The 18,634-nt window shown below is 75.1% G+C and carries 13 protein-coding genes; 2 read left to right on the forward strand and 11 right to left on the reverse strand.

What is annotated here, in order from left to right; genetic code table 11:
- Window positions 1–10: 10 nt before the first annotated feature.
- Entirely contained in the window at window positions 11–1,810 is a 1,800-nt protein-coding gene (locus ACFVYI_RS12145; RefSeq protein WP_387883880.1) for an FAD-dependent monooxygenase, read from the forward strand.
- Here ACFVYI_RS12145 and rny read toward each other — a convergent pair.
- The 7 genes from rny to ACFVYI_RS12180 form a co-directional block, all read right to left on the reverse strand.
- Window positions 1,791–3,245, reverse strand: coding sequence for a ribonuclease Y (gene rny, locus ACFVYI_RS12150; RefSeq protein WP_387883882.1), 1,455 nt, complete (start codon window positions 3,243–3,245; stop codon window positions 1,791–1,793). The genes ACFVYI_RS12145 and rny overlap by 20 nt on opposite strands.
- A gap of 187 nt (window positions 3,246–3,432) precedes the next feature.
- Complete coding sequence (locus ACFVYI_RS12155) at window positions 3,433–4,437, reverse strand: regulatory protein RecX (protein WP_387883886.1); 1,005 nt, start codon at window positions 4,435–4,437, stop codon at window positions 3,433–3,435.
- 7 nt (window positions 4,438–4,444) lie between these two features.
- Window positions 4,445–5,563 carry a recombinase RecA gene (recA, locus tag ACFVYI_RS12160; RefSeq protein WP_387883888.1) on the reverse strand — a complete coding sequence of 373 codons (1,119 nt, stop codon included), beginning with the start codon at window positions 5,561–5,563 and terminating at the stop codon, window positions 4,445–4,447.
- Between the two features lie 223 nt (window positions 5,564–5,786).
- Window positions 5,787–7,046, reverse strand: coding sequence for an AI-2E family transporter (locus ACFVYI_RS12165; RefSeq protein ID WP_387883940.1), 1,260 nt, complete (start codon window positions 7,044–7,046; stop codon window positions 5,787–5,789).
- Window positions 7,047–7,248: 202 nt separating this feature from the next.
- Window positions 7,249–7,443, reverse strand: a complete 195-nt coding sequence (locus tag ACFVYI_RS12170; protein ID WP_387883891.1) for a DUF3046 domain-containing protein — start codon at window positions 7,441–7,443, stop codon at window positions 7,249–7,251.
- Window positions 7,440–8,060: a GNAT family N-acetyltransferase gene (locus ACFVYI_RS12175; protein ID WP_387883894.1), complete on the reverse strand. Its 621-nt coding sequence runs from the start codon at window positions 8,058–8,060 to the stop codon at window positions 7,440–7,442. Before ACFVYI_RS12175 ends, ACFVYI_RS12170 begins: the two co-directional genes overlap by 4 nt.
- Before the next feature lie 64 nt (window positions 8,061–8,124).
- Complete coding sequence (locus ACFVYI_RS12180; RefSeq protein WP_387883896.1) at window positions 8,125–9,660, reverse strand: S8 family serine peptidase; 1,536 nt, start codon at window positions 9,658–9,660, stop codon at window positions 8,125–8,127.
- 264 nt (window positions 9,661–9,924) lie between these two features.
- Here ACFVYI_RS12180 and ACFVYI_RS12185 point away from each other — a divergent pair, with 264 nt between their 5' ends.
- Window positions 9,925–14,742: an ATP-dependent helicase gene (locus ACFVYI_RS12185; RefSeq protein WP_387883899.1), complete on the forward strand. Its 4,818-nt coding sequence runs from the start codon at window positions 9,925–9,927 to the stop codon at window positions 14,740–14,742.
- 463 nt (window positions 14,743–15,205) lie between these two features.
- On the opposite strand, the gene ACFVYI_RS12190 is transcribed toward ACFVYI_RS12185, so the two are convergent.
- From ACFVYI_RS12190 to rimO, 4 genes are all read right to left on the reverse strand, one after another.
- Window positions 15,206–15,574 carry a helix-turn-helix domain-containing protein gene (locus ACFVYI_RS12190; RefSeq protein WP_387883902.1) on the reverse strand — a complete coding sequence of 123 codons (369 nt, stop codon included), beginning with the start codon at window positions 15,572–15,574 and terminating at the stop codon, window positions 15,206–15,208.
- Window positions 15,575–15,970: 396 nt separating this feature from the next.
- Window positions 15,971–16,447: a CinA family protein gene (locus ACFVYI_RS12195; protein ID WP_387883943.1), complete on the reverse strand. Its 477-nt coding sequence runs from the start codon at window positions 16,445–16,447 to the stop codon at window positions 15,971–15,973.
- A 38-nt stretch (window positions 16,448–16,485) separates the two neighbouring features.
- Complete coding sequence (pgsA, locus tag ACFVYI_RS12200; protein WP_387883906.1) at window positions 16,486–17,124, reverse strand: CDP-diacylglycerol--glycerol-3-phosphate 3-phosphatidyltransferase; 639 nt, start codon at window positions 17,122–17,124, stop codon at window positions 16,486–16,488.
- On the reverse strand, window positions 17,121–18,593 hold the full coding sequence (rimO, locus tag ACFVYI_RS12205; RefSeq protein WP_387883909.1) for a 30S ribosomal protein S12 methylthiotransferase RimO: 1,473 nt from the start codon (window positions 18,591–18,593) through the stop codon (window positions 17,121–17,123). The genes pgsA and rimO overlap by 4 nt, the downstream gene beginning before the upstream one ends.
- Between the last annotated feature and the right edge of the window lie 41 nt (window positions 18,594–18,634).

Genomic DNA, 18,634 nt, shown 5'->3' on the forward strand with positions numbered 1-18,634 from the left:
AGGGCCCGGCATGGACCCGGTGATCGTGGTCGGGGCCGGACCGGTCGGTCTGGCCCTGGCCCTCGCCCTCGCCCGGCACGAGGTGCCGACCGTCGTCCTGGACGAGGGCTCCGGGCTCTGCCCCGAGGGCCCGCGCAGCGTCGTGCTCGGCGCCGACACCGCCGCCTTCCTGACCAGGATCGGCTACCCCCGGGCCGTCTCGGACGCCGCCCGGTGGGACGCCTTCACCGTCTGGCGCCGCCGCCAGGAGGTGCTGCGGATCGACCTGGCCGAGACGCCCGTCCTGCACCTGCCCCAGCACCGCCTCCAGCGCGGCCTGCGGGACGCCCTGACCGGCACCCCGCTGGTGCGACTCGTACCGCTCAGCCGCGTCACCGAGCTCGCCCAGGACCGCGACGGCGTCAGCGTCCGCACCCGCAACCCGCAGGACGGCACCGAGACCTGGTGGCGCGGCAGCCACCTGGTCGGCTGCGACGGCGCCCGCTCCGCCGTCCGGAAGCTGCTGAAGATCCGCTTCCCCGGCCGGCCGGCCGTCGACCGCAACGCCATCGCCACCGTCCGGGTCGACCTGCCCTTCACCGAGGCCCGGCTGCACCGCGAGCCCCCGTGGCGCGGCGACCGCGAGGCCTCCGCCCGCCCGCTGCCGGACGGCGTCTGGCGCCTCGACTGGCGGCTGCCCCCCGGCCGGCCCGCCCCCACCGAGCCGGTCGATCCGCACGCCACCTGGCCCGGCATCGTCACCGGCGACACCCTGCTCACCCGGGTCACCTCGACCCTCACCGGCTGGTGCGGCGAACTCCCCCGGTACGAGCTGCTGGCCGCCGCGGACCACACCGCCCAGCAGCGCCTGGCCGCCCGCTTCCGCAGCGGCCGCTGCTTCCTCGCCGGCGACGCCGCCCACCTGCACGGCGCCCTCGGCATGCAGAACCTCGCCGACGGCCTGCGCGACGCCGACAACCTCGCCTGGCGACTCGCCCTCGCCTGGCACCTCCACACCGGCGGCCCCCAGCCCGGCGGCTCACTGCTCGACGGCTACGAGGCCGAGCGGCGCGGCGCGGTCGGCGCCCGGCTGCGCGCCGTCGACCAGGCCATGCCGCTGCTGCGCCCGCTGCGCGGGTGGCAGGCCACCCGGCGCTCGCTGCTCTCCGGCTCGTTCCGCAAGCACGCACCGCTGCTCGCCGACGGCCAGCTCGGCACCGGCCGCTTCGGCGGGGCCCCCGCCTACCCGGCGGCGCCCAGCGGTGTCCCCGGGCGGGTCCCGGTGCAGCGCGGCCAGCGCGGCGCGACCTCGCTCAGCGAACTGCTGCCCGCCACCTCGCCCGGCGTGCTCGTCCCGGACCTGCCGGTGCTCACCACCGACGGCACGCCGGACCAGCTGCACGCCCGGCTCGGCGCCACCTTCCTGCTGCTGCTGGTGGCCCCCGGCACCGCTGTCTGGTCCGCCGAGCACTGGCTCGGCGCGGGCCTGATGCCCCGACTGGCCGAGGTCGCCGGGGCCCTGCCGGTGCCGGCCGAGGTGCTGGTCACCGAGGAGTACCCGGGAGCCGGACCGCACACCGTGCTGTTGATCAGGCCGGACGGCCACCTGGTCGGCGTCACCCAGGGCGCCGCGGCCGAGGACCTCCAGGCGCTGGCCGACCGGGCCCGGGGCGGCCCGCCGCCCTTGGCCGGCACCACCGAGCCCGACCGGGAGGACGGCCCCGGATCCACCCCCGGCCCGGGCACCGGGCCGGCCGCCGGCACGCTGCCCGGACCGGCCTGCGACGCGACGCCGCACCCGGCGGACTCGCCTAGCGGGCCACCTCGGTGACCCGGCTCTCCCGCACCACCGTGACCCGGATCTGGCCCGGATAGGTCAGCTCCTCCGCCACCTGCTTGGCGACCTCGCGGGCGATCACCTGCGCCCCGAGGTCGTCCACCACCTCCGGCCGCACCATCACCCGCACCTCGCGGCCGGCCTGCATCGCGTACACCTTGGCCACCCCGTCGTGGGCCCGGGCGATCTCCTCCAGCCGCTCCAGTCGGCGGACGTAGACCTCCAGCGACTCCTTGCGCGCCCCCGGACGGCCGCCCGAGCAGGCGTCGGCGGCCTGGGTCAGCACCGCCTCGACCGTCCTCGGCTCCACCTCGCCGTGGTGCGCCGCGATCGCGTGCACCACGTCCGCCGACTCGCCGTGCCGGCGGGCGAAGTCCGCCCCGATCGCCGCGTGGCTGCCCTCGACCTCGTGCGTCATCGCCTTGCCGATGTCGTGCAGCAGGGCCGAACGGCGCACCGGCTCCGGGTCCACTCCGAGCTCGGCGGCCATCATCCCGGCCAGGTGCGCCGACTCCACCAGGTGTCCGAGCACGTTCTGCCCGTACGAGGCGCGGTAGCGCAGGGTGCCCAGGGTGCGCACCAGCTCCGGATGCATCCCGCCGATCCTGGCCGACAGCAGCGCGTCCTCACCCGCCCGGAAGCAGCGCCGTTCGACCTCGTCGCGGCTGCGCTCGTGGACGTCCTCGATCCGCATCGGGTGGATCCGGCCGTCCTCGACCAGTTGCTCCAGGGTGAGGCGGGCGGTCTCCCGGCGGACGGGGTCGAAGCAGGACAGCTGCACCGAGACCGGGGTGTCATCGATGATCAGATTGACACCGGTGACCGCCTCGAAGGTGCGGATGTTACGGCCCTCCCGGCCGATGATCCGCCCCTTCATCTCCTCGTTCGGCAGCCGGAAGACCGACACCGCCGTCTCGGCCGTCTGCTCGCTCGCCAGCCGCTGGATCGCCCCGGCGACGATCTCCCGGGCCCGCTGCTCGCCCTCCTCCTTGGCCGCCCGCTCGATCTCCCGGACGGCGACGGCCGACTCGCGCCGTGCCTCGGCCTCGGCCTCCCGGACGAGTTGGGCACGGGCCTCGGAGGCCGAGAGCCCGGCGGCCCGCTCCAGCTCCGCCGCCCGACGCCGCACCAGCTCGTCGGCCTCGGCCCGGGACCGCTCCAACGCGGTCGACCGGTCGTCGAGTTCACCCTCCCGGAGCCGGAGCCGGCGCAGCTCCTCGGTCAACCGCTCCTCGCGCCGGTCGAGTTCGGCCCGCACCCGGGCGGACTGCTCCTCGGCCCGGCGCCGGACCCGCTCGGTCTCGGCGGTGGCCCGCCGCTGCGCGGTCCGAAGGCGGCCGACCATCAGCCAGGCCGCCGCCACGACGGCGACCAGCACCACCGCCGACAGCAGGGGGACGACCGGTCCGGCGCTCAGCGCGATCCTCATCCTGCCCACTCCCCGTCCCTGCGCGGCACGCCGCCCGGGACCGACCGCGACCGGGCCCGGGCATGCCTGCCCGAGGCGTGGCCGGGGAGTGATCGACGCGCTCCCGCACTGAGTGCGAGGCTAAGCGCAGGTTACGAAACGGTCAAGACTGGGCTGGGAGTTGGCCAACTCCCACACAGGAGGGCCGTCATTCCCACCCGGAAGCGGATCCTCCGTCCACGTCCTCTCCATCCGGGCCGGCGTCGGCCGCCTCCGCGTCGAGGGCTTCCCGGACCACCCGGAAGGCCAGACCCTCGGAGTAGCCGCGCCGGGCCAGCACCCCGACCAGCCGGCGCATCCGGGCCTGCCGCTCCAGCCCCCCGGTCGCCCGCAGCTTGCGCTCGACCAGGGCCCGGGCCGCCTCGGTCTCGTCGTCGTAGTCCAGCTGCGCGACGGCCTGCTCGACCAGTTCGCCGGCCACCCCCTTCGTCCGCAACTCCTGGGCCAGCGCCCGCCGGGAGAGGCCGCGAACGGCGTGCCGGGACTCCACCCAGGCCCGGGCGAAGGCCGCGTCGTCGATCAGCCCGACCTCCTCCAGCCGGGTCAGCACCCCTTCGGCGACCTCGTCGGGGATCTCCCGCCTGCGCAGGGCGTCGGCCAGCTGCTTGCGGGTCTTGGCGGCGCCGGTGAGCAGCCGCAGGCAGATGTCCCGCGCCAGGGCCTGCGGGTCGGCCGGCTCCTCCGCCTTCGCCCCTCGGGCCGCACGGGCCCCCTCGCGCCCTTCGCCCTCGGCGCGCTCCCGCGTGCGTGCCCGGGTGCGACGGGTGCTCGCACCCCGTCCGGTGGCCCGTCCGACGCGCCGGCCGTCCCCGGCCGCGTCGGACTCCCCGCTCGGGTCGGCGAAGGAGGCGGGGGCGGCCGCACCCCCGTGACCGGCCGCCCCTTCCCCGACCCGGAGGGCCGGGGTCGCCTCCTCCACCAGCGCCGAACGGCGTCGGCGCCGTCCCGTGGGCAGCTCGGACGCGGACACCAGCCCGAGCCCGCCGTCCAGGGCCTTCGGACCGCTCGCACCGTCGGGGCCGCCTCGACCGCCTGACCGGACCGGCATCGCGCCCGGCTCCGGCTCCGCCACCGCGGCGAACCAGTCCGGCGGGCCATGGTCGTCGTCATCCGGGCCCGCCGGGCCGCCGCCCACCGCCATGTTGTGCTCCATCAACGGCTCAGGCCTTGGCGGCCGCCGCCGTCTTCTTCGCCGCGGCCGTCTTGGCGGCGGTCGCGGCGATCGGCTTGACCCCACCCTCGGCAGTGGCCGCCGGCGCCTCGCCCTCGGCCGGCTCCTCGGTCTTCGGGCCGATACCGAGCTTGGTCTTGATCTTCCGCTCGATCTCGTCGGCGAGCTGCGGGTTGTCCCGCAGGAAGTTGCGGGCGTTCTCCTTGCCCTGGCCGAGCTGGTCGCCCTCGTAGGTGTACCAGGCACCCGACTTGCGGATGAACCCGTGCTCGACACCCATGTCGATCAGGCCGCCCTCACGGCTGATGCCCACGCCGTAGAGGATGTCGAACTCGGCCTGCTTGAACGGCGCGGCCACCTTGTTCTTGACGACCTTCACCCGGGTGCGGTTGCCGACCGCCTCGGTGCCGTCCTTCAGGGTCTCGATCCGGCGGATGTCGAGCCGGACGGAGGCGTAGAACTTCAGCGCGCGGCCACCGGTCGTGGTCTCCGGCGAGCCGAACATGACGCCGATCTTCTCGCGCAGCTGGTTGATGAACACCGCGGTGGTGTTCGACTGGTTCAGCGCACCGGCGATCTTGCGCAGCGCCTGGCTCATCAGACGGGCCTGCAGACCGACGTGCGAGTCGCCCATCTCGCCCTCGATCTCCGCGCGCGGGACGAGCGCCGCGACGGAGTCGATGATGATCAGGTCGACCGCGCCGGAGCGGATCAGCATGTCGGTGATCTCCAGCGCCTGCTCACCGGTGTCCGGCTGGCTGACCAGCAGGGCATCGGTGTCCACGCCGAGCTTCTTCGCGTACTCGGGGTCGAGCGCGTGCTCCGCGTCGACGAAGGCGACCGTGCCGCCGGCCCGCTGCGCGTTGGCCGCCAGGTGCAGGGTCAGCGTGGTCTTGCCCGAGGACTCGGGGCCGTAGATCTCGACCACCCGGCCGCGCGGGATGCCGCCGACGCCGAGGGCGACGTCCAGGGCGGTGGATCCGGTGGGGATCACCTCGATCGGCTCGTTGGCCTTCTCGCCCAGGCGCATCACCGAGCCCTTGCCGAACTGCCGCTCGATCTGGGCGAGTGCGTTCTCAAGGGCCTTCTCGCGGTCCGTACCTGCCATGACTTCCACCCTCGGGTTCTGTGCTGTGCGCTTCATCGTCCTCGACGCTAGCGCGTCCCACCGACAATCGGCCCCGACCGGGCTCGGCCTGTGGAGAACTCTTGGCCGGAGAGTACAAAGAACATCTGTTCGATTCAAGCTCCGGCCGTTCGCACGGCCCGGCGGGCACCGGTCGCCCGGCCGGCGGCGGCCGGCCCCACCGGCCCGGGCCACCGCCCCCGCGCTACTCCTTGTCGCCCCCGCCGTCCCCGCCCCGACCCCCGCCGTCCCCACCGTGCCCGCCGTCGCGCCCCTCGCCGTGCCCCTCGCCACGACCTGCCGCGTCGTCCCGCCCCGTGGCGCCGTCCTGGCCCGGCCCCGCACCGCCGACCATCCGCCGCAGCCGGCGCGCCGCCTTCCGGCGCAGCTCCCGCCGGGCCCGCCGCTGGGCACCCCGGTCGATCCGCGGGTCGGTGGCCACCTCGTACCGGCGCACGTAGGTGCCGACGAAGCCCTGCAGGGTGGCGGCCGCCGGGATGGCGATCAGCGCGCCCACCGCGCCGAGCAGCGCCGCGCCCGCGATCACCGAGCCGAAGGCCACCGCCGGGTGCACGTCCACCGTCTTCGCGGTGATCCGCGGGTGCAGCAGGTAGTTCTCGATCTGCTGGTAGACGACCACGAACACCAGCACCCAGAGCGCGTCCACCGGCTCCACGGTCAGCGCGACCAGGACCGGCAGCGCGCCGGCCAGGTACGTCCCGATCGTGGGCACGAACTGCGACATGACGCCGACCCAGACCGCCAGCGCCGCCGCGTACGGCAGGTCCAGCAGCGCGAACATCACCCAGTGGGCGAGCGCCGAGGCGACGGCGAGCAGCGCCCGCGAGTAGAGGTAGCCGCCGGTCTTGGCCAGCGCGATCTCCCAGGCCCGCAGCACCTCGCCCTGCTTGGCGGGCGGCAGCACCGAGCAGACGGTGCGGCGCACCCGGGGGCCGTCCGCGGTGAAGTAGAAGGTGAAGAGGCCGACCGTGAAGGCCTGGAAGAGCCCGCCGATCAGGGTCGAGGAGACGCCCCACACGTTGTCGGCCGCCTGCTGGGCGTAGTTCTCGATCGCCCCGGAGTCCTTGAGCAGCTTCTTCTGCAGCTCGTCCAGCGAGAGGTCCTGATGGAAGGTCCGGTTGATCCAGTTGATCAGGTTGTCGAGCAGGTGCGGCAGGTCTCCCGCGATCTTCGCCACCTGGTCGACCAGCAGGGTGCCGAGCGCCGTCAGGAAGCCGGCCACCGCGACCGCCACCGCGACGAAGACCAGGAAGGTGCCGACGCCCCGGCGCACCCCGCGGGCCGCCATCCGGTCGACGGCCGGCTCCAGCGCGAGCGAGAGGAAGAAGGAGACCAGCAGCATCACGAAGAGGTCGATCAGCTGGTGGAAGGCCCAGTCGGCGAGCTGGAACAGCCCGACCATGACCAGCGCCAGCACCATGGCCCGGGGCAGCCAGCGCGGCATGCCCGCTCCCCAGATCCCGTCGGCCGGGGCCGGGGCGGCGTCGCGGGCGGGGGCCTGGTCGGATCCGCTCCGGTGTTCGGGCTGCGAGCCCGCGGCCTCGTCGGCGGCCTGCGCCGACCTGTCCGAATTCTGCGGTTCTGCGCTGCTTGTCACTCGGACAGTCTGTCCCATGCCCGACGCCCGTCCGAGCACGGGGCACGGTTCAGCGGAGCAGTGCGGACACGCCCTGGCTCTCGCAGACCACCCGCCAGACGTCCTTGGCCTCCCAGCCCGCGTCCAGTGCCTGCCGCACCGTCCGCCCGCCCAGCTCGCTCATCACGTGATCGGTGGCGAAGGACTCCGCGTACGCCTCTCCGAAGTGCGCGTACATCCGTCGCCAGAAGTCGGTCAGCCTCATGCCCACCAGTATCCCGGACCGGACGGGGGGAGGGCTCCGGGGTCCGTCCCCGAAGACGGACCCCGGGGCTTCCGGTCGGCCGCCTCCAGCGCGTACTCGACCTCGCCCAGCTCGGCGCCGGGGATCGGCTCCGGGTAGTCCTCGTGGAAGGTCCGGACGTAGCGGAGGCCGGCCTTCTCCATCACCCGCCGCGAGCCGCCGTTGACCGCCATCGTGTACGCCACCACCCGGCGCACACCGAGTTCGGTGAAGCCCCGGTGGATCAGCGCCCGCGCGCCCTCGGTGGCGTAGCCGCGCCCCCAGGCCGGTCGGCGCAGCCGGTAGCCGAGCTCGACCTCACCGCGGTCCTGCCGGTCCGTCGGGCGGAACTCGAACCAGCCCAGGAAGGTCCCGCCGGCCCGTTCCTCGGCGGCCCACCAGCCGAGATCGCCGTACTGCCGGTAGTGGTCGAAGTAGAGCGGCAGCAAGTCCCGTTCGACCGCCTCGCGCGCGGTCGGCCGGCCGCCCGTGAGGTGGCGCATCACCTCGGGATCGCCGTCCAGCTCCACCAGGTGGTCCACGTCGTCGTCGGTGAAGCGGCGCAGCACCAGCCGCTCGGTGATGAGATGGACGGTCATCCCCCGATCGTCTCCCACCACGCACCGCCCGTCACCGGGTTTTCCGGCGCCCCGGCGCCGCCGCTCAGTGCGGCAGCGCCAGCGTCCCCGCGCCGTAGTACTGGCGGTCGCCGCAGGAGTACGGGCCGGGCGGGCAGGCGGCGGCCGCCGTGGTGGCCAGCAGGGCGGCGAGCCGGTCCGAGTCCCAGTCCGGGTGGAGCGCGGCGGCCACCGCGACCGCGCCGGTCACATGGGCCGCGGCCATCGAGGTGCCGGCCAGCGCGGCGTACTGGCCGGCGGGCCAGTCGGAGACGACCGCGCCCTGCGGGCCGCCGTCCGGGTCCCCGCCGGGAGCGGCCAGCGAAACCCTTCCGCGCCCGTAGTTGGAGTAGGCGGAGGGGTGACCGTCCCGGTTGACGGCGGTCACCGTGACCACCCCGGGCAGTTCCCCGGGCAGCCGGACGCACTCGGTGCCGACGTAGCGGGTCCGGGCCGGGCCGGAGGTGCGGTCGTTGGGGCTGCGGTCGTCGGTGCGCCCGGCCCCGAGGTCCTGCCCGTCGTTGCCGGCCGAGGCCACCACCACCGCGCCCTTGCGCCGGGCGTAGTCGACGGCCCGGGCGACGGCGGCGGTCAGTGCGGCCTGGTCGGCGTCCTCGGGGCAGTTGTACTTCCAGGGGTCGGCGAAGTAGCTGTTGTTGATCGCCCTGGCACCGTGGTCGGCGGCCCAGAGCATGCCGCAGACGATGTTCTCCGCGTAGTACTGCCCCAGCGGGCCGAGCAGCCGGACGGCGGCGATCCGGACCCCGGGGGCGACCCCGCTGACGCCGTGGCCGTCCCGGGCCGCGCCGACGATCCCGGCGACGTGCGTACCGTGGCCGCTCTCGCCGACCCCGGGGTCCGGCCGCCAGGCGCCGGTCCGGGCGTCCGGGCGGCCGTCCGCGCAGGAGGCGGAGCTCTTCGGGTCCACGGCGGCGCGCAGGTCCGGATGGGTGTCGTCGACGCCCGAGTCGAGCACCGCGACCAGCACCTTCCGCAGCGCGTCGGCGGAGGGCGTGCCCGCGTCGGTGCCGGGGCCGCGCAGCAGGGTGGGCGTGGTGCCGCCGGACGGGCCGCCGACCGCGCCGAGCATCGTGAGGTTCCAGGCGTCGCGCTCGCCCGGGTCGGCCACGGTGACGGTCGCGTCGTCCGCGCCGTCGGCGCCCGCCCGGTCACCGCCGGCTCCCGCGCCGAAGTTCCCGGCGCCGTCCAGCGGCCGGGGCGGGCTCGGCACCGTAGCGGTCCGGCTCGCTCCCACCGCGGCCACCCCGGGACGGGCCCGGACCTTCTCGGCGAAGCCGTCGGCGGCGTACGCGAGGACGGCGCCGATCTGCGGGTACTCCTGGACGACCTGCCCGCCGGCGGCGCGCGCCTCGGCCCCGGCCCGGGCGGCGCCGGCCGCGTCCTCCTGCTCGGCCAGCACCAGGTAGCTGAGGTAGGCCCGCCCGGGCCCGGCCACGTAGGGGACGGCGCCGCCGACCACCAGCGCGGTGAGCAGCATCGCGAGCAGGGCCCGGACGGGGCCCCGGGTACGGCGCGGGGGGACCGGCACGGAACCGCTGCCGGCCGGGGGCGCCTGCGCCATCGCACGGTCTCCGCTCGTCGGTCCCGGTGGCCGCGGGAGGTCCGGCGATCACCGGAGGTCCGATGGCCACGGGAGGATCAGGTGTCTGGACTATCACCATATGAGCGGATTATCCTTTCTGCCTTCCCAGCGCCCCGGCCGGCGTCCCCACCACCCCGGGCCGCGACTGCCATCCCCCCACCGCCCGGGCCCCACCGCGCCCCGTCCCTTTTGGCCCCACCGCGCACCCGTCCCTTTGTCAGTGCCACCCGGCACCATGGGGGCATGGCGCCGCAGACCCAGCCCCAGCCGCCCACCGACCCGCTGGCCGGATTCGCCCCGGCCACCCGGGCCTGGTTCACGGGCGCCTTCCGCGCGCCCACCACCGCCCAGGCCGAGGCCTGGCACGCCATCGCCCGGGGGACGGACGTCCTGGTGGTCGCCCCCACCGGCTCCGGCAAGACGCTCGCCGCCTTCCTCTCCGCGCTGGACCACCTCAGCAGCACGCCGCCCCCCGCCGAGCCGAAGCGCCGCTGCCGGGTGCTCTACATCTCGCCGCTCAAGGCCCTCGCGGTCGACGTCGAGCGGAACCTGCGCGCCCCGCTGGCCGGCCTGCGCCAGGCCGCCGTCCGGCTCGGTCTGCCCGAGCCCGAGGTCCAGGTCGGCATCCGCTCCGGCGACACCCCCGCCGCCGACCGGCGCCGCTTCACCACCCACCCGCCGGACATCCTGATCACCACCCCCGAGTCGCTCTTCCTGCTGCTCACCTCCGCGGCCCGGGAGGCGCTGCGCGGCATCGACACGGTGATCCTGGACGAGGTGCACGCCGTGGCCGGCACCAAGCGCGGCGCCCACCTCGCGCTCTCCCTGGAGCGGCTGGACGAGCTGTTGGAGCGCCCGGCCCGCCGGATCGGCCTCTCCGCCACCGTCCGGCCGGTCGAGGAGGTGGCCCGCTACCTCAGCCCCCGGCGCGGCGCCACCGTCGTCCAGCCCGCCACCACCAAGCAGTTCGACCTCTCGGTGGTCGTCCCCGTCCCCGACCTGGACGACCTGCCGCCCGCCCCCACCTCCGGCGGCGGCGCCGACGGCGAGCGCCAGGCCGGCGGCGCCTCGATCTGGCCGCACGTCGAGGAACGGATCGTCGACCTCGTCCAGGCCCACCGCTCGACCATCGTCTTCGCCAACTCCCGCCGGCTCGCCGAGCGCCTCTGCAACCGGCTCAACGAGATCGCCTACGAGCGCACCGCCGGCGTGGCGCTGCCGGAGGCGCACGCGCCCGCCCAGCTGATGGCCGAGTCCGGCGTCGCCAAGGGTGCCCCGCCGGTCATCGCCCGCGCCCACCACGGCTCGGTCTCCAAGGAGCAGCGCGCCCTGGTCGAGGAGGAGCTGAAGGCCGGCCGGCTGCCCGCCGTGGTCGCCACCTCCAGCCTGGAGCTCGGCATCGACATGGGCGCCGTCGAGCTGGTCGTCCAGGTCGAGTCACCGCCCTCCGTCGCCTCAGGCCTCCAGCGGGTCGGCCGGGCCGGCCACCAGGTCGGCGCCGTCTCCACCGGCGTCTTCTTCCCCAAGTACCGGGGGGACTTGGTGCAGTCCGCCGTGGTCACCGAACGGATGCGGGCCGGCCGGATCGAGGCGCTGCGCATCCCGCGCAACCCGCTGGACGTGCTCGCCCAGCAGCTCGTCGCCATGACGGCGCTGGACACCTGGCCGGTGGACGACCTGCTCGCCCTGGTCCGCCGGGCCGCGCCGTTCGCCACCCTGCCGCAGTCCGCCTTCGACGCCGTGCTCGACATGCTGGCCGGCCGCTACCCCTCGGACGCCTTCGCCGAGCTCCGCCCCCGCCTGGTCTGGGACCGCGTGGCCGGCACCGTCACCGGCCGCCCCGGTGCCCAGCGGCTCGCCGTCACCTCGGGCGGCACGATCCCCGACCGCGGCCTGTTCGGCGTCTTCATCGCCGGCTCCGAGGCCGCCGACTCCAAGGCCGGCGGGAAGGGTGGCGGTGGCCGACAACAGGAGGGGCAGCGCGAAGCGCTTCCCAAGAAGGGTGGTGGCGGGCGACGGGTGGGGGAACTCGACGAGGAGATGGTCTACGAGTCCCGCGTCGGCGACGTCTTCACCCTCGGCACCACCTCGTGGCGGATCGAGGAGATCACCCACGACAAGGTGCTGGTGACCCCCGCGCCGGGGGTTCCCGGTCGGCTCCCGTTCTGGAAGGGCGACACCCTCGGCCGCCCGCTCGAACTCGGACGCGCGCTCGGCGCGTTCACCCGCGAACTCGGCGCCCTGGAGCCCGCGGCCGCCACCGCCCGGCTCCGGCAGGCCGGCCTGGACGACTGGGCCGCGGGGAACCTGCTCGACTACCTCGCCGAGCAGCGCACCGCCTGCGGCCACCTCCCGGACGACCGCACCATCGTGGTCGAGCGCTTCCGCGACGAGCTCGGCGACTGGCGGATCGTCATCCACTCCCCCTTCGGGGCCCAGGTGCACGCCCCCTGGGCCCTCGCGATCGGCGCCCGGCTGCGCGAGAAGCACGGCCTGGACCCGCAGGTCATGCACGCCGACGACGGCATCGTGCTCCGCCTCCCCGACGCCGACCTGCTCGACTTCCCCGTGGAGCAGGCGGTGCCGGACGACGCCCCCGTCGGCGCCGACGCCGCCCTGTTCGACTCCGGCGAGATCGAGCAGCTCGTCACCGACCAGGTCGGCGGCTCGGCCCTGTTCGCCTCCCGGTTCCGCGAGTGCGCCGGCCGCGCCCTGCTGCTCCCCCGGCGCAGCCCCGGCCGTCGCACCCCGCTCTGGCAGCAGCGCCAGCGCTCCGCGCAGCTCCTGGAGGTCGCCGCCGAGTACGGCTCCTTCCCGATCGTCCTGGAAGCCGTCCGGGAGTGCCTCCAGGACGTCTTCGACGTCCCCGGTCTGGTCGAGCTGATGCGGGACCTCGAATCCCGTGCCGTCCGCCTGGTCGAGGTGACCACGCCCGAGCCCTCCCCGTTCGCCCGCTCGCTGCTCTTCGGCTACGTCGCCCAGTTCCTCTACGAAGGCGACTCCCCGCTCGCCGAGCGCCGGGCCGCCGCCCTGTCCCTCGACTCCCGGCTGCTCTCCGAGCTCCTCGGCCAGGCCGAGCTGCGCGAACTGCTCGACCCGCAGGTCCTCGCCGAGCTGGAGGCTGAGCTCCAGCGCCTCACCCCCGAGCGCCGGGTCAAGGACGCCGAGGGTGTCGCCGACGCCCTGCGGCTGCTCGGCCCGCTCACCGAGGCGGAGCTGACGGCCCGCGGGGCCGAACCGCTCTGGGCCCTGGAGCTCGAAGCCGCCCGCCGGGTGATCGCGGTCCGGATCGCCGGCGAGCAGTGCTGGGCCGCCGTCGAGGACGCCGGCCGGCTGCGCGACGCCCTGGGCACGCCCCTGCCGGTCGGCGTCCCCGAGGCCTTCACCGAGCCGGTCAAGGACCCTCTGGGCGATCTCCTCGCCCGGTACGCCCGCACCCACGGCCCGTTCACCGCCGTCGAGGCCGCCGCCCGCTTCGGTCTCGGCAGCGCGGTGGTCGCCGGCACCCTCCAGCGGCTCACCGCCGCCGGCCGCCTGGTCCAGGGCGAGTTCCGCCCGCCCGACGCCCGCCACCCCGCGCCCCGGGCACCCCGCTCCGCCTCTCCCGAGGGCCATCTCGCCACCGTCGAGTGGTGCGACGCCGAGGTGCTGCGCCGGCTGCGCCGCCGCTCGCTGGCCGCCCTGCGCCAGGAGGTCGAGGCCGTCCCACCGCGCGCCCTGGCGGCCTTCCTCCCGCAGTGGCAGCACCTGGCCGGCCACCGGCTGCGCGGCCCCGACGGCCTGCTCCGCGTGGTCGAGCAGCTCCAGGGCACCGCCCTGCCCGCCTCCGCCCTGGAGAAGCTGATCCTCCCGGCCAGGCTCGCCGACTACTCCCCCGGCCTGCTGGACGAGCTGATGGCGGCCGGTGAGATCGGCTGGTCCGGTGCCGGCGCGCTGCCCGGCAAGGACGGCTGGATCAGCCTGCACCTCGCCGAGAACGCCCATCTGCTGCGCCCCGAGCCCGTCCCGCCCGCCGTCACTCCCGTGCACTCCGCGCTGATGGAGTCGCTGGCCGGCGGCTACGGGCTCTTCTTCCGCCAGCTCGTCGCACAGCTACCCGACACCCCCGAGGCAGAGCTCGTCGAGGCCCTCTGGGACTTGGTCTGGGCCGGGTACGTCAGCAACGACACCCTCGCCCCGCTGCGGGCCCTGCTCGGTTCCGGCCGGACGGCCGGAGCCACCGCGCACCGGGCGCCCCGGGCCACCCCGCGCGGGCGCTACGGCGGGGCGGGCCGCGCCTTCGGCCGGGCCGGCGGCGCCCTGCGCAGCGGGCCGCCGACGGTGGCCGGGCGCTGGTCGCTGCTGCCCGCCTTCGACGCCGACCCGACGGTCCGGGCCACCACGCAGGCCCAGAGCCTGCTGGACCGGCACGGTCTGCTCACCCGGGGCGCGGTGGCGGCCGAGCGGGTCCCGGGCGGCTTCGCCGGGGTCTACCGGGTGCTCGCCGCGATGGAGGAGCGCGGCCGGGCCCGCCGGGGGTACTTCGTGGAGGGCCTGGGCGGTGCCCAGTTCGCCATGGACGGCGCCGCGGACCGGCTGAGGTCGGTCAACGGGCGGCTGGAGCGGGCCCGGGCCGCCGAATGGCCGGCCGGGCCGGCGGCCGAGCCGCCGCAGGTGCTGGTGCTGGCCGCCGCCGACCCGGCGAACGCCTACGGCGCGGCACTGCCCTGGCCCGATCCGCCGGCCACGCCGGGTGCCGGGGAGCCCGAGGCGGGCAAGGAGACCAAGGAGGCCCGGGCGCACCGGCCCGGGCGCAAGGCCGGCGCCCTGGTGGTCCTGGTCGACGGCGAGCTGAGCCTCTACGTCGAGCGGGGCGGCAAGTCCCTGCTGGCCTGGCCCGAGGACGAGGGCACCCTCGCCGCGGCGACGGCCGCGCTGGCCTCGGCGGTCCGCGCGGGAGCGCTCGGCAGCGTCACCGTCGAACGGGCCAACGGCGTGCCCGCCCTCGGCTCCGCACTCGGCGCCGCGCTGGAGGAGGCCGGTTTCCACGCCACCCCGCGGGGCCTGCGGCTGCGCCCCTGAGGCACCCGGGCCGGCACCCCGGAACCGGCCCGACGAACACCGGCCCGACGAACACCGGCCCGACGAACACGGCGAAGGCCGCGAGCCGGGAGTCCCGTCTCGCGGCCTTCGCACCGCATCGCTCGTGTCACCCGATCGGAGGCTCCGCCTCCAGAGGGGCCCTCGCCTCACCCGCTCGGCACCGCACCGGTCCGGTCGACCGCCAGTCGGCATGGACCGGGATCAGGCCGAGCCCCCACCCGCCGGCCGCGAGCACCCCCAGCACGGCTCCGTCCGCGGGCTGTCCCCGGAACACCAGCCAGCCCGCGAGCCCGGCCGCCAGCGCCGGCAGAATCCGACGCAAAGGCCGGGGCACCAGCTGCCCCAGCCGTATTCGGATCTCGGTGAACGCCGTTGCTGCTTTCCGCACGACCGGCCTCCTTCGCTCGCCCCGGGCACCAGGCGCCCGGGCGTCGAGGCCAGGTCAGGCGGCGACCACGTCCATCGCGGCGGCCTTGGGCGAGAGGTTCGCCCGGTCGGTGCCGGGGGCGGGCAGCGGTACCGGTTCGAGCACCGGCCTCAGCAGTTCACCTTCGGAGAGGCTGGACATCGCCGCAAGTTCGGCGAGCGAGAGTTCGTCGCTGACCTCGCGCATGACCTCGGACATTCGAACGTCGAGTGCGTCGCAGATCGCGGAGAGGAGCTCCGAGGAGGCCTCCTTCTGTCCCCGCTCGACCTCGGAGAGGTAACCGAGCGAAACCCTGGCTGCTGCCGACACCTCGCGAAGTGTGCGGCCCTGGCGCTGGCGCTGCCGACGCAGTACATCGCCCAGTAGGCGACGGAGCAGGATCATCGGTGCCTCCCTCCTCGGACTGCGGATCGAGATGTCACGTCCCCACCGTACCGCCTTGCCCGCTTCGCGTGCGGGGACCATGGTCGTGTTCACTCTGGGCTGCAAGGCTGTCCCCTCCCCTGTTTCGGTGTCGCCACCGGGCCTGCGGGCACCTCGTCGTACCCTCCGTGCGGCACCCGAGCCACCGCCACGCCACTCTTTCGCCACCTGGTTTCTGCCCAACCAGGACCTCCGATGTAACACGATCCTCCAGCCGGCTCATCCCCGTACGCCGGTTCGGCAGATCTCGGTTCGGTGGAGATCCGCCCGGAGGTGTCCGCCCGGAGGCCGGATCGGGTCGGGACGACGCCGTCGGCGGCGAGCGGTGCACGGTGGGCACGGCGGGTGAGCGGCAGGTCAGTGCGTGGGCGCACCGGACGGAAGCCGCCCGACGAGCAGCTCCAGGGCGGCGGTCACCGCCCCGTGACGGATTGTGGCACGCTCCCCCGACAACCGAGGCGAACTGACCAGAGTTCCCCCCGGACCGGCCACCGCGAGGTGTACGGTGCCGACCGGCTGCCCGTCCTGGGGCTCCGGCCCGGCCACCCCGGTGGTCGCGAGCCCGTACGTGGCTCCCAGCAGCCGCCGCACGCCCTCGGCCATCTGCCGGGCCACCAGCGGGTGGACCGGCCCGTGCACGGCCAGCAGACCCTCGTCGACGCCGAGCACCGAGGCCTTCAGCGCGGTCGCGTACGCGGTGACCGACCCGCGGAAGGTCGCGGACGCCCCCGGGACGTCGACCAGCGCGGCCGCCAGCAGCCCACCCGTGAGCGACTCGGCGACCGCCACCGTGCTGCCCTCCCCGCGCAGTGCGGCGTGCGCCTTCAGCGCCAGCTCGTAGTCCACCCCGGACCCCACCCCGTTCGCCTCCTTCACCGGCCCGCGCGCTCCGCGGCCAGCCCCTCACGGCGCAGGCGCAGCGCCTGCCCGACGTAGTCCAGCGCGGTCGCGACGGTCAGCAGCACCGCCAGCGCCATCAGCACGGCCCGGGCGGTGGCCAGCCAGCCGGTCAGCTCCAGCACGTACATGCCGACCGCGATGCCCTGGGTGAGCGTCTTCAGCTTGCCGCCCCGGCTGGCCGGGATGACCCCGTACCGGATCACCCAGAACCGCATCAGGGTGATGCCCAGCTCGCGGGCCAGGATGACGATCGTGACCCACCACGGCAGGTCGCCCAGCACCGAGAGGCCGATCAGCGCCGAGCCCATGATCGCCTTGTCGGCGATCGGGTCGGCGATCTTCCCGAAGTCGGTGACCAGGCCCTTGCGACGGGCCAGCTCGCCGTCGAACAGGTCGGTGATCATCGCGACGGCGAACGAGGCCCAGGCCACCGCGCGCCACTTGGGGTCGTGGCCGCCGTCGGCGAAGAGCAGCGCCACGAAGACCGGCACCAGCAGCAGCCGGAGCATCGTGAGCATGTTCGCGATGTTCCAGATCCCGGGTGCCGGCGGCGCCGCGGCCGCCGGTCTGCCCGGGTGAGCCGCGGCCGGGGCGCCGGGCCCCTTGGTCATTCCCCGGCTCCCACGGCCTGGCGGACCCGGACCTGCTCCAGCGCCTCGGCGACCAGGTCGACGCCCTCGCTGGCGACCACGCGGGCCCGGTAGAACCGGCCGACCTCCGGGGCCTCCACGCCGGTGAGCGTGGTGAGGCCGTCCGTCTCGGGGGCCTGGTGGGCGGCGCGGCCCTCGACCAGGTCGCCGTCGACCGATTCGATCAGCACCTCGATCTCGGTGCCGATCCGCTGCTCGGCCCGCTGGGCGGTCATCTCCTCGGCGAGCCTGGAGAGCCGGTTCAGCCGGTCCGCCACCACGTCCTCGGGCAGCTTGCCCTCGTAGGTCGCGGCCTCGGTGCCGTCCTCGTCGGAGTAGCCGAAGACGCCGATCGCGTCGAGGCCGGCGTGCGTGACGAACCGCTCCAGCTCGGCGAAGTCCTCCTCGGTCTCCCCGGGGAAGCCGACGATGAAGTTGGAGCGGGCGCCGGCCTGCGGGGCCTTGCCGCGGATGGTCCCGAGCAGCTCCAGGAACTGGTCGGTGGAGCCGAACCGCCGCATCCGGCGCAGCACCGCGGGCGCCGAGTGCTGGAACGAGAGGTCGAAGTAGGGCACCACGTCGGTGGTGCCGGTCATCGCGTCGATCAGCCCGGGCCGCATCTCGGCCGGCTGCAGGTAGGAGACCCGGACCCGCTCGACGCCCTCGATCGCGGAGATCTCACCGAGCAGCGTCTCCAGCAGCCGGATGTCGCCGAGGTCCTTGCCGTAGGAGGTGTTGTTCTCGCTGACCAGCACCACCTCACGGACGCCCTGTGCGGCCAGCCACTGGGCCTCCTGCAGCACGTCGGAGGGGCGGCGCGAGATGAACGAACCGCGGAAGGCGGGGATGGCGCAGAAGGAGCACCGGCGGTCGCAGCCCGAGGCGAGCTTCACCGAGGCGACCGGGTTGTCGTCGAGCCGCTTGCGCAGGGTGCGCGGCCCGGAGGCCGGGGCGACGCCCTCGGGCAGGTCCTCGGGGGCCCCGTGACCCGGGAGGGCGACCTCGGCGGCGGCGGCCTGGCGCTCGACCGGGCTCAGCGGCAGCAGCTTGCGGCGGTCGCGCGGGATGTGCGGGGCGTGGTGGCCGCCGGAGAGGATGGTCTGCAGGCGGTCGGAGATGTCGGAGTAGTCGTCGAAGCCGAGCACGCCGTCGGCCTCGGGCAGCGCGTCGGCCAGCTCCTTGCCGTACCGCTCGGCCATGCAGCCGACGGCGACGACGGCCTGGGTGCGGCCGTGCCCCTTGAGGTCGTTGGCCTCCAGCAGGGCGTCGACGGAGTCCTTCTTGGCGGCCTCGACGAAGCCGCAGGTGTTGACGACGGCGACGTCGGCTTCGGCTGCGTCGTCGACCAGCAACCAGCCATCGGCCTCCAGTCGCCCGGCGAGTTCCTCGGAGTCCACCTCGTTGCGGGCGCATCCGAGCGTGACAAGGGCGACAGTACGGCGTTCAGGCATAGGGCCAAGATTAACGCGCGGCCTCCGGTGCCGTTCGCCCC

This window comes from Kitasatospora sp. NPDC058218 (assembly GCF_042882445.1).
In the GTDB taxonomy this organism is placed as follows: domain Bacteria; phylum Actinomycetota; class Actinomycetes; order Streptomycetales; family Streptomycetaceae; genus Kitasatospora.

Bases quoted from the DNA above. Each gene is read 5' to 3' on its own strand.
- ACFVYI_RS12145 (WP_387883880.1), top strand. From the start codon at position 11: ATGGACCCGGTGATCGTGGTCGGGGCCGGACCGGTCGGTCTGGCCCTG.
- rny (WP_387883882.1), bottom strand. From the start codon at position 3,245: ATGAGGATCGCGCTGAGCGCCGGACCGGTCGTCCCCCTGCTGTCGGCG.
- ACFVYI_RS12155 (WP_387883886.1), bottom strand. From the start codon at position 4,437: ATGGAGCACAACATGGCGGTGGGCGGCGGCCCGGCGGGCCCGGATGAC.
- recA (WP_387883888.1), bottom strand. From the start codon at position 5,563: ATGGCAGGTACGGACCGCGAGAAGGCCCTTGAGAACGCACTCGCCCAG.
- ACFVYI_RS12165 (WP_387883940.1), bottom strand. From the start codon at position 7,046: ATGCCGCGCTGGCTGCCCCGGGCCATGGTGCTGGCGCTGGTCATGGTC.
- ACFVYI_RS12170 (WP_387883891.1), bottom strand. From the start codon at position 7,443: ATGAGGCTGACCGACTTCTGGCGACGGATGTACGCGCACTTCGGAGAG.
- ACFVYI_RS12175 (WP_387883894.1), bottom strand. From the start codon at position 8,060: ATGACCGTCCATCTCATCACCGAGCGGCTGGTGCTGCGCCGCTTCACC.
- ACFVYI_RS12180 (WP_387883896.1), bottom strand. From the start codon at position 9,660: ATGGCGCAGGCGCCCCCGGCCGGCAGCGGTTCCGTGCCGGTCCCCCCG.
- ACFVYI_RS12185 (WP_387883899.1), top strand. From the start codon at position 9,925: ATGGCGCCGCAGACCCAGCCCCAGCCGCCCACCGACCCGCTGGCCGGA.
- ACFVYI_RS12190 (WP_387883902.1), bottom strand. From the start codon at position 15,574: ATGATCCTGCTCCGTCGCCTACTGGGCGATGTACTGCGTCGGCAGCGC.
- pgsA (WP_387883906.1), bottom strand. From the start codon at position 17,124: ATGACCAAGGGGCCCGGCGCCCCGGCCGCGGCTCACCCGGGCAGACCG.
- rimO (WP_387883909.1), bottom strand. From the start codon at position 18,593: ATGCCTGAACGCCGTACTGTCGCCCTTGTCACGCTCGGATGCGCCCGC.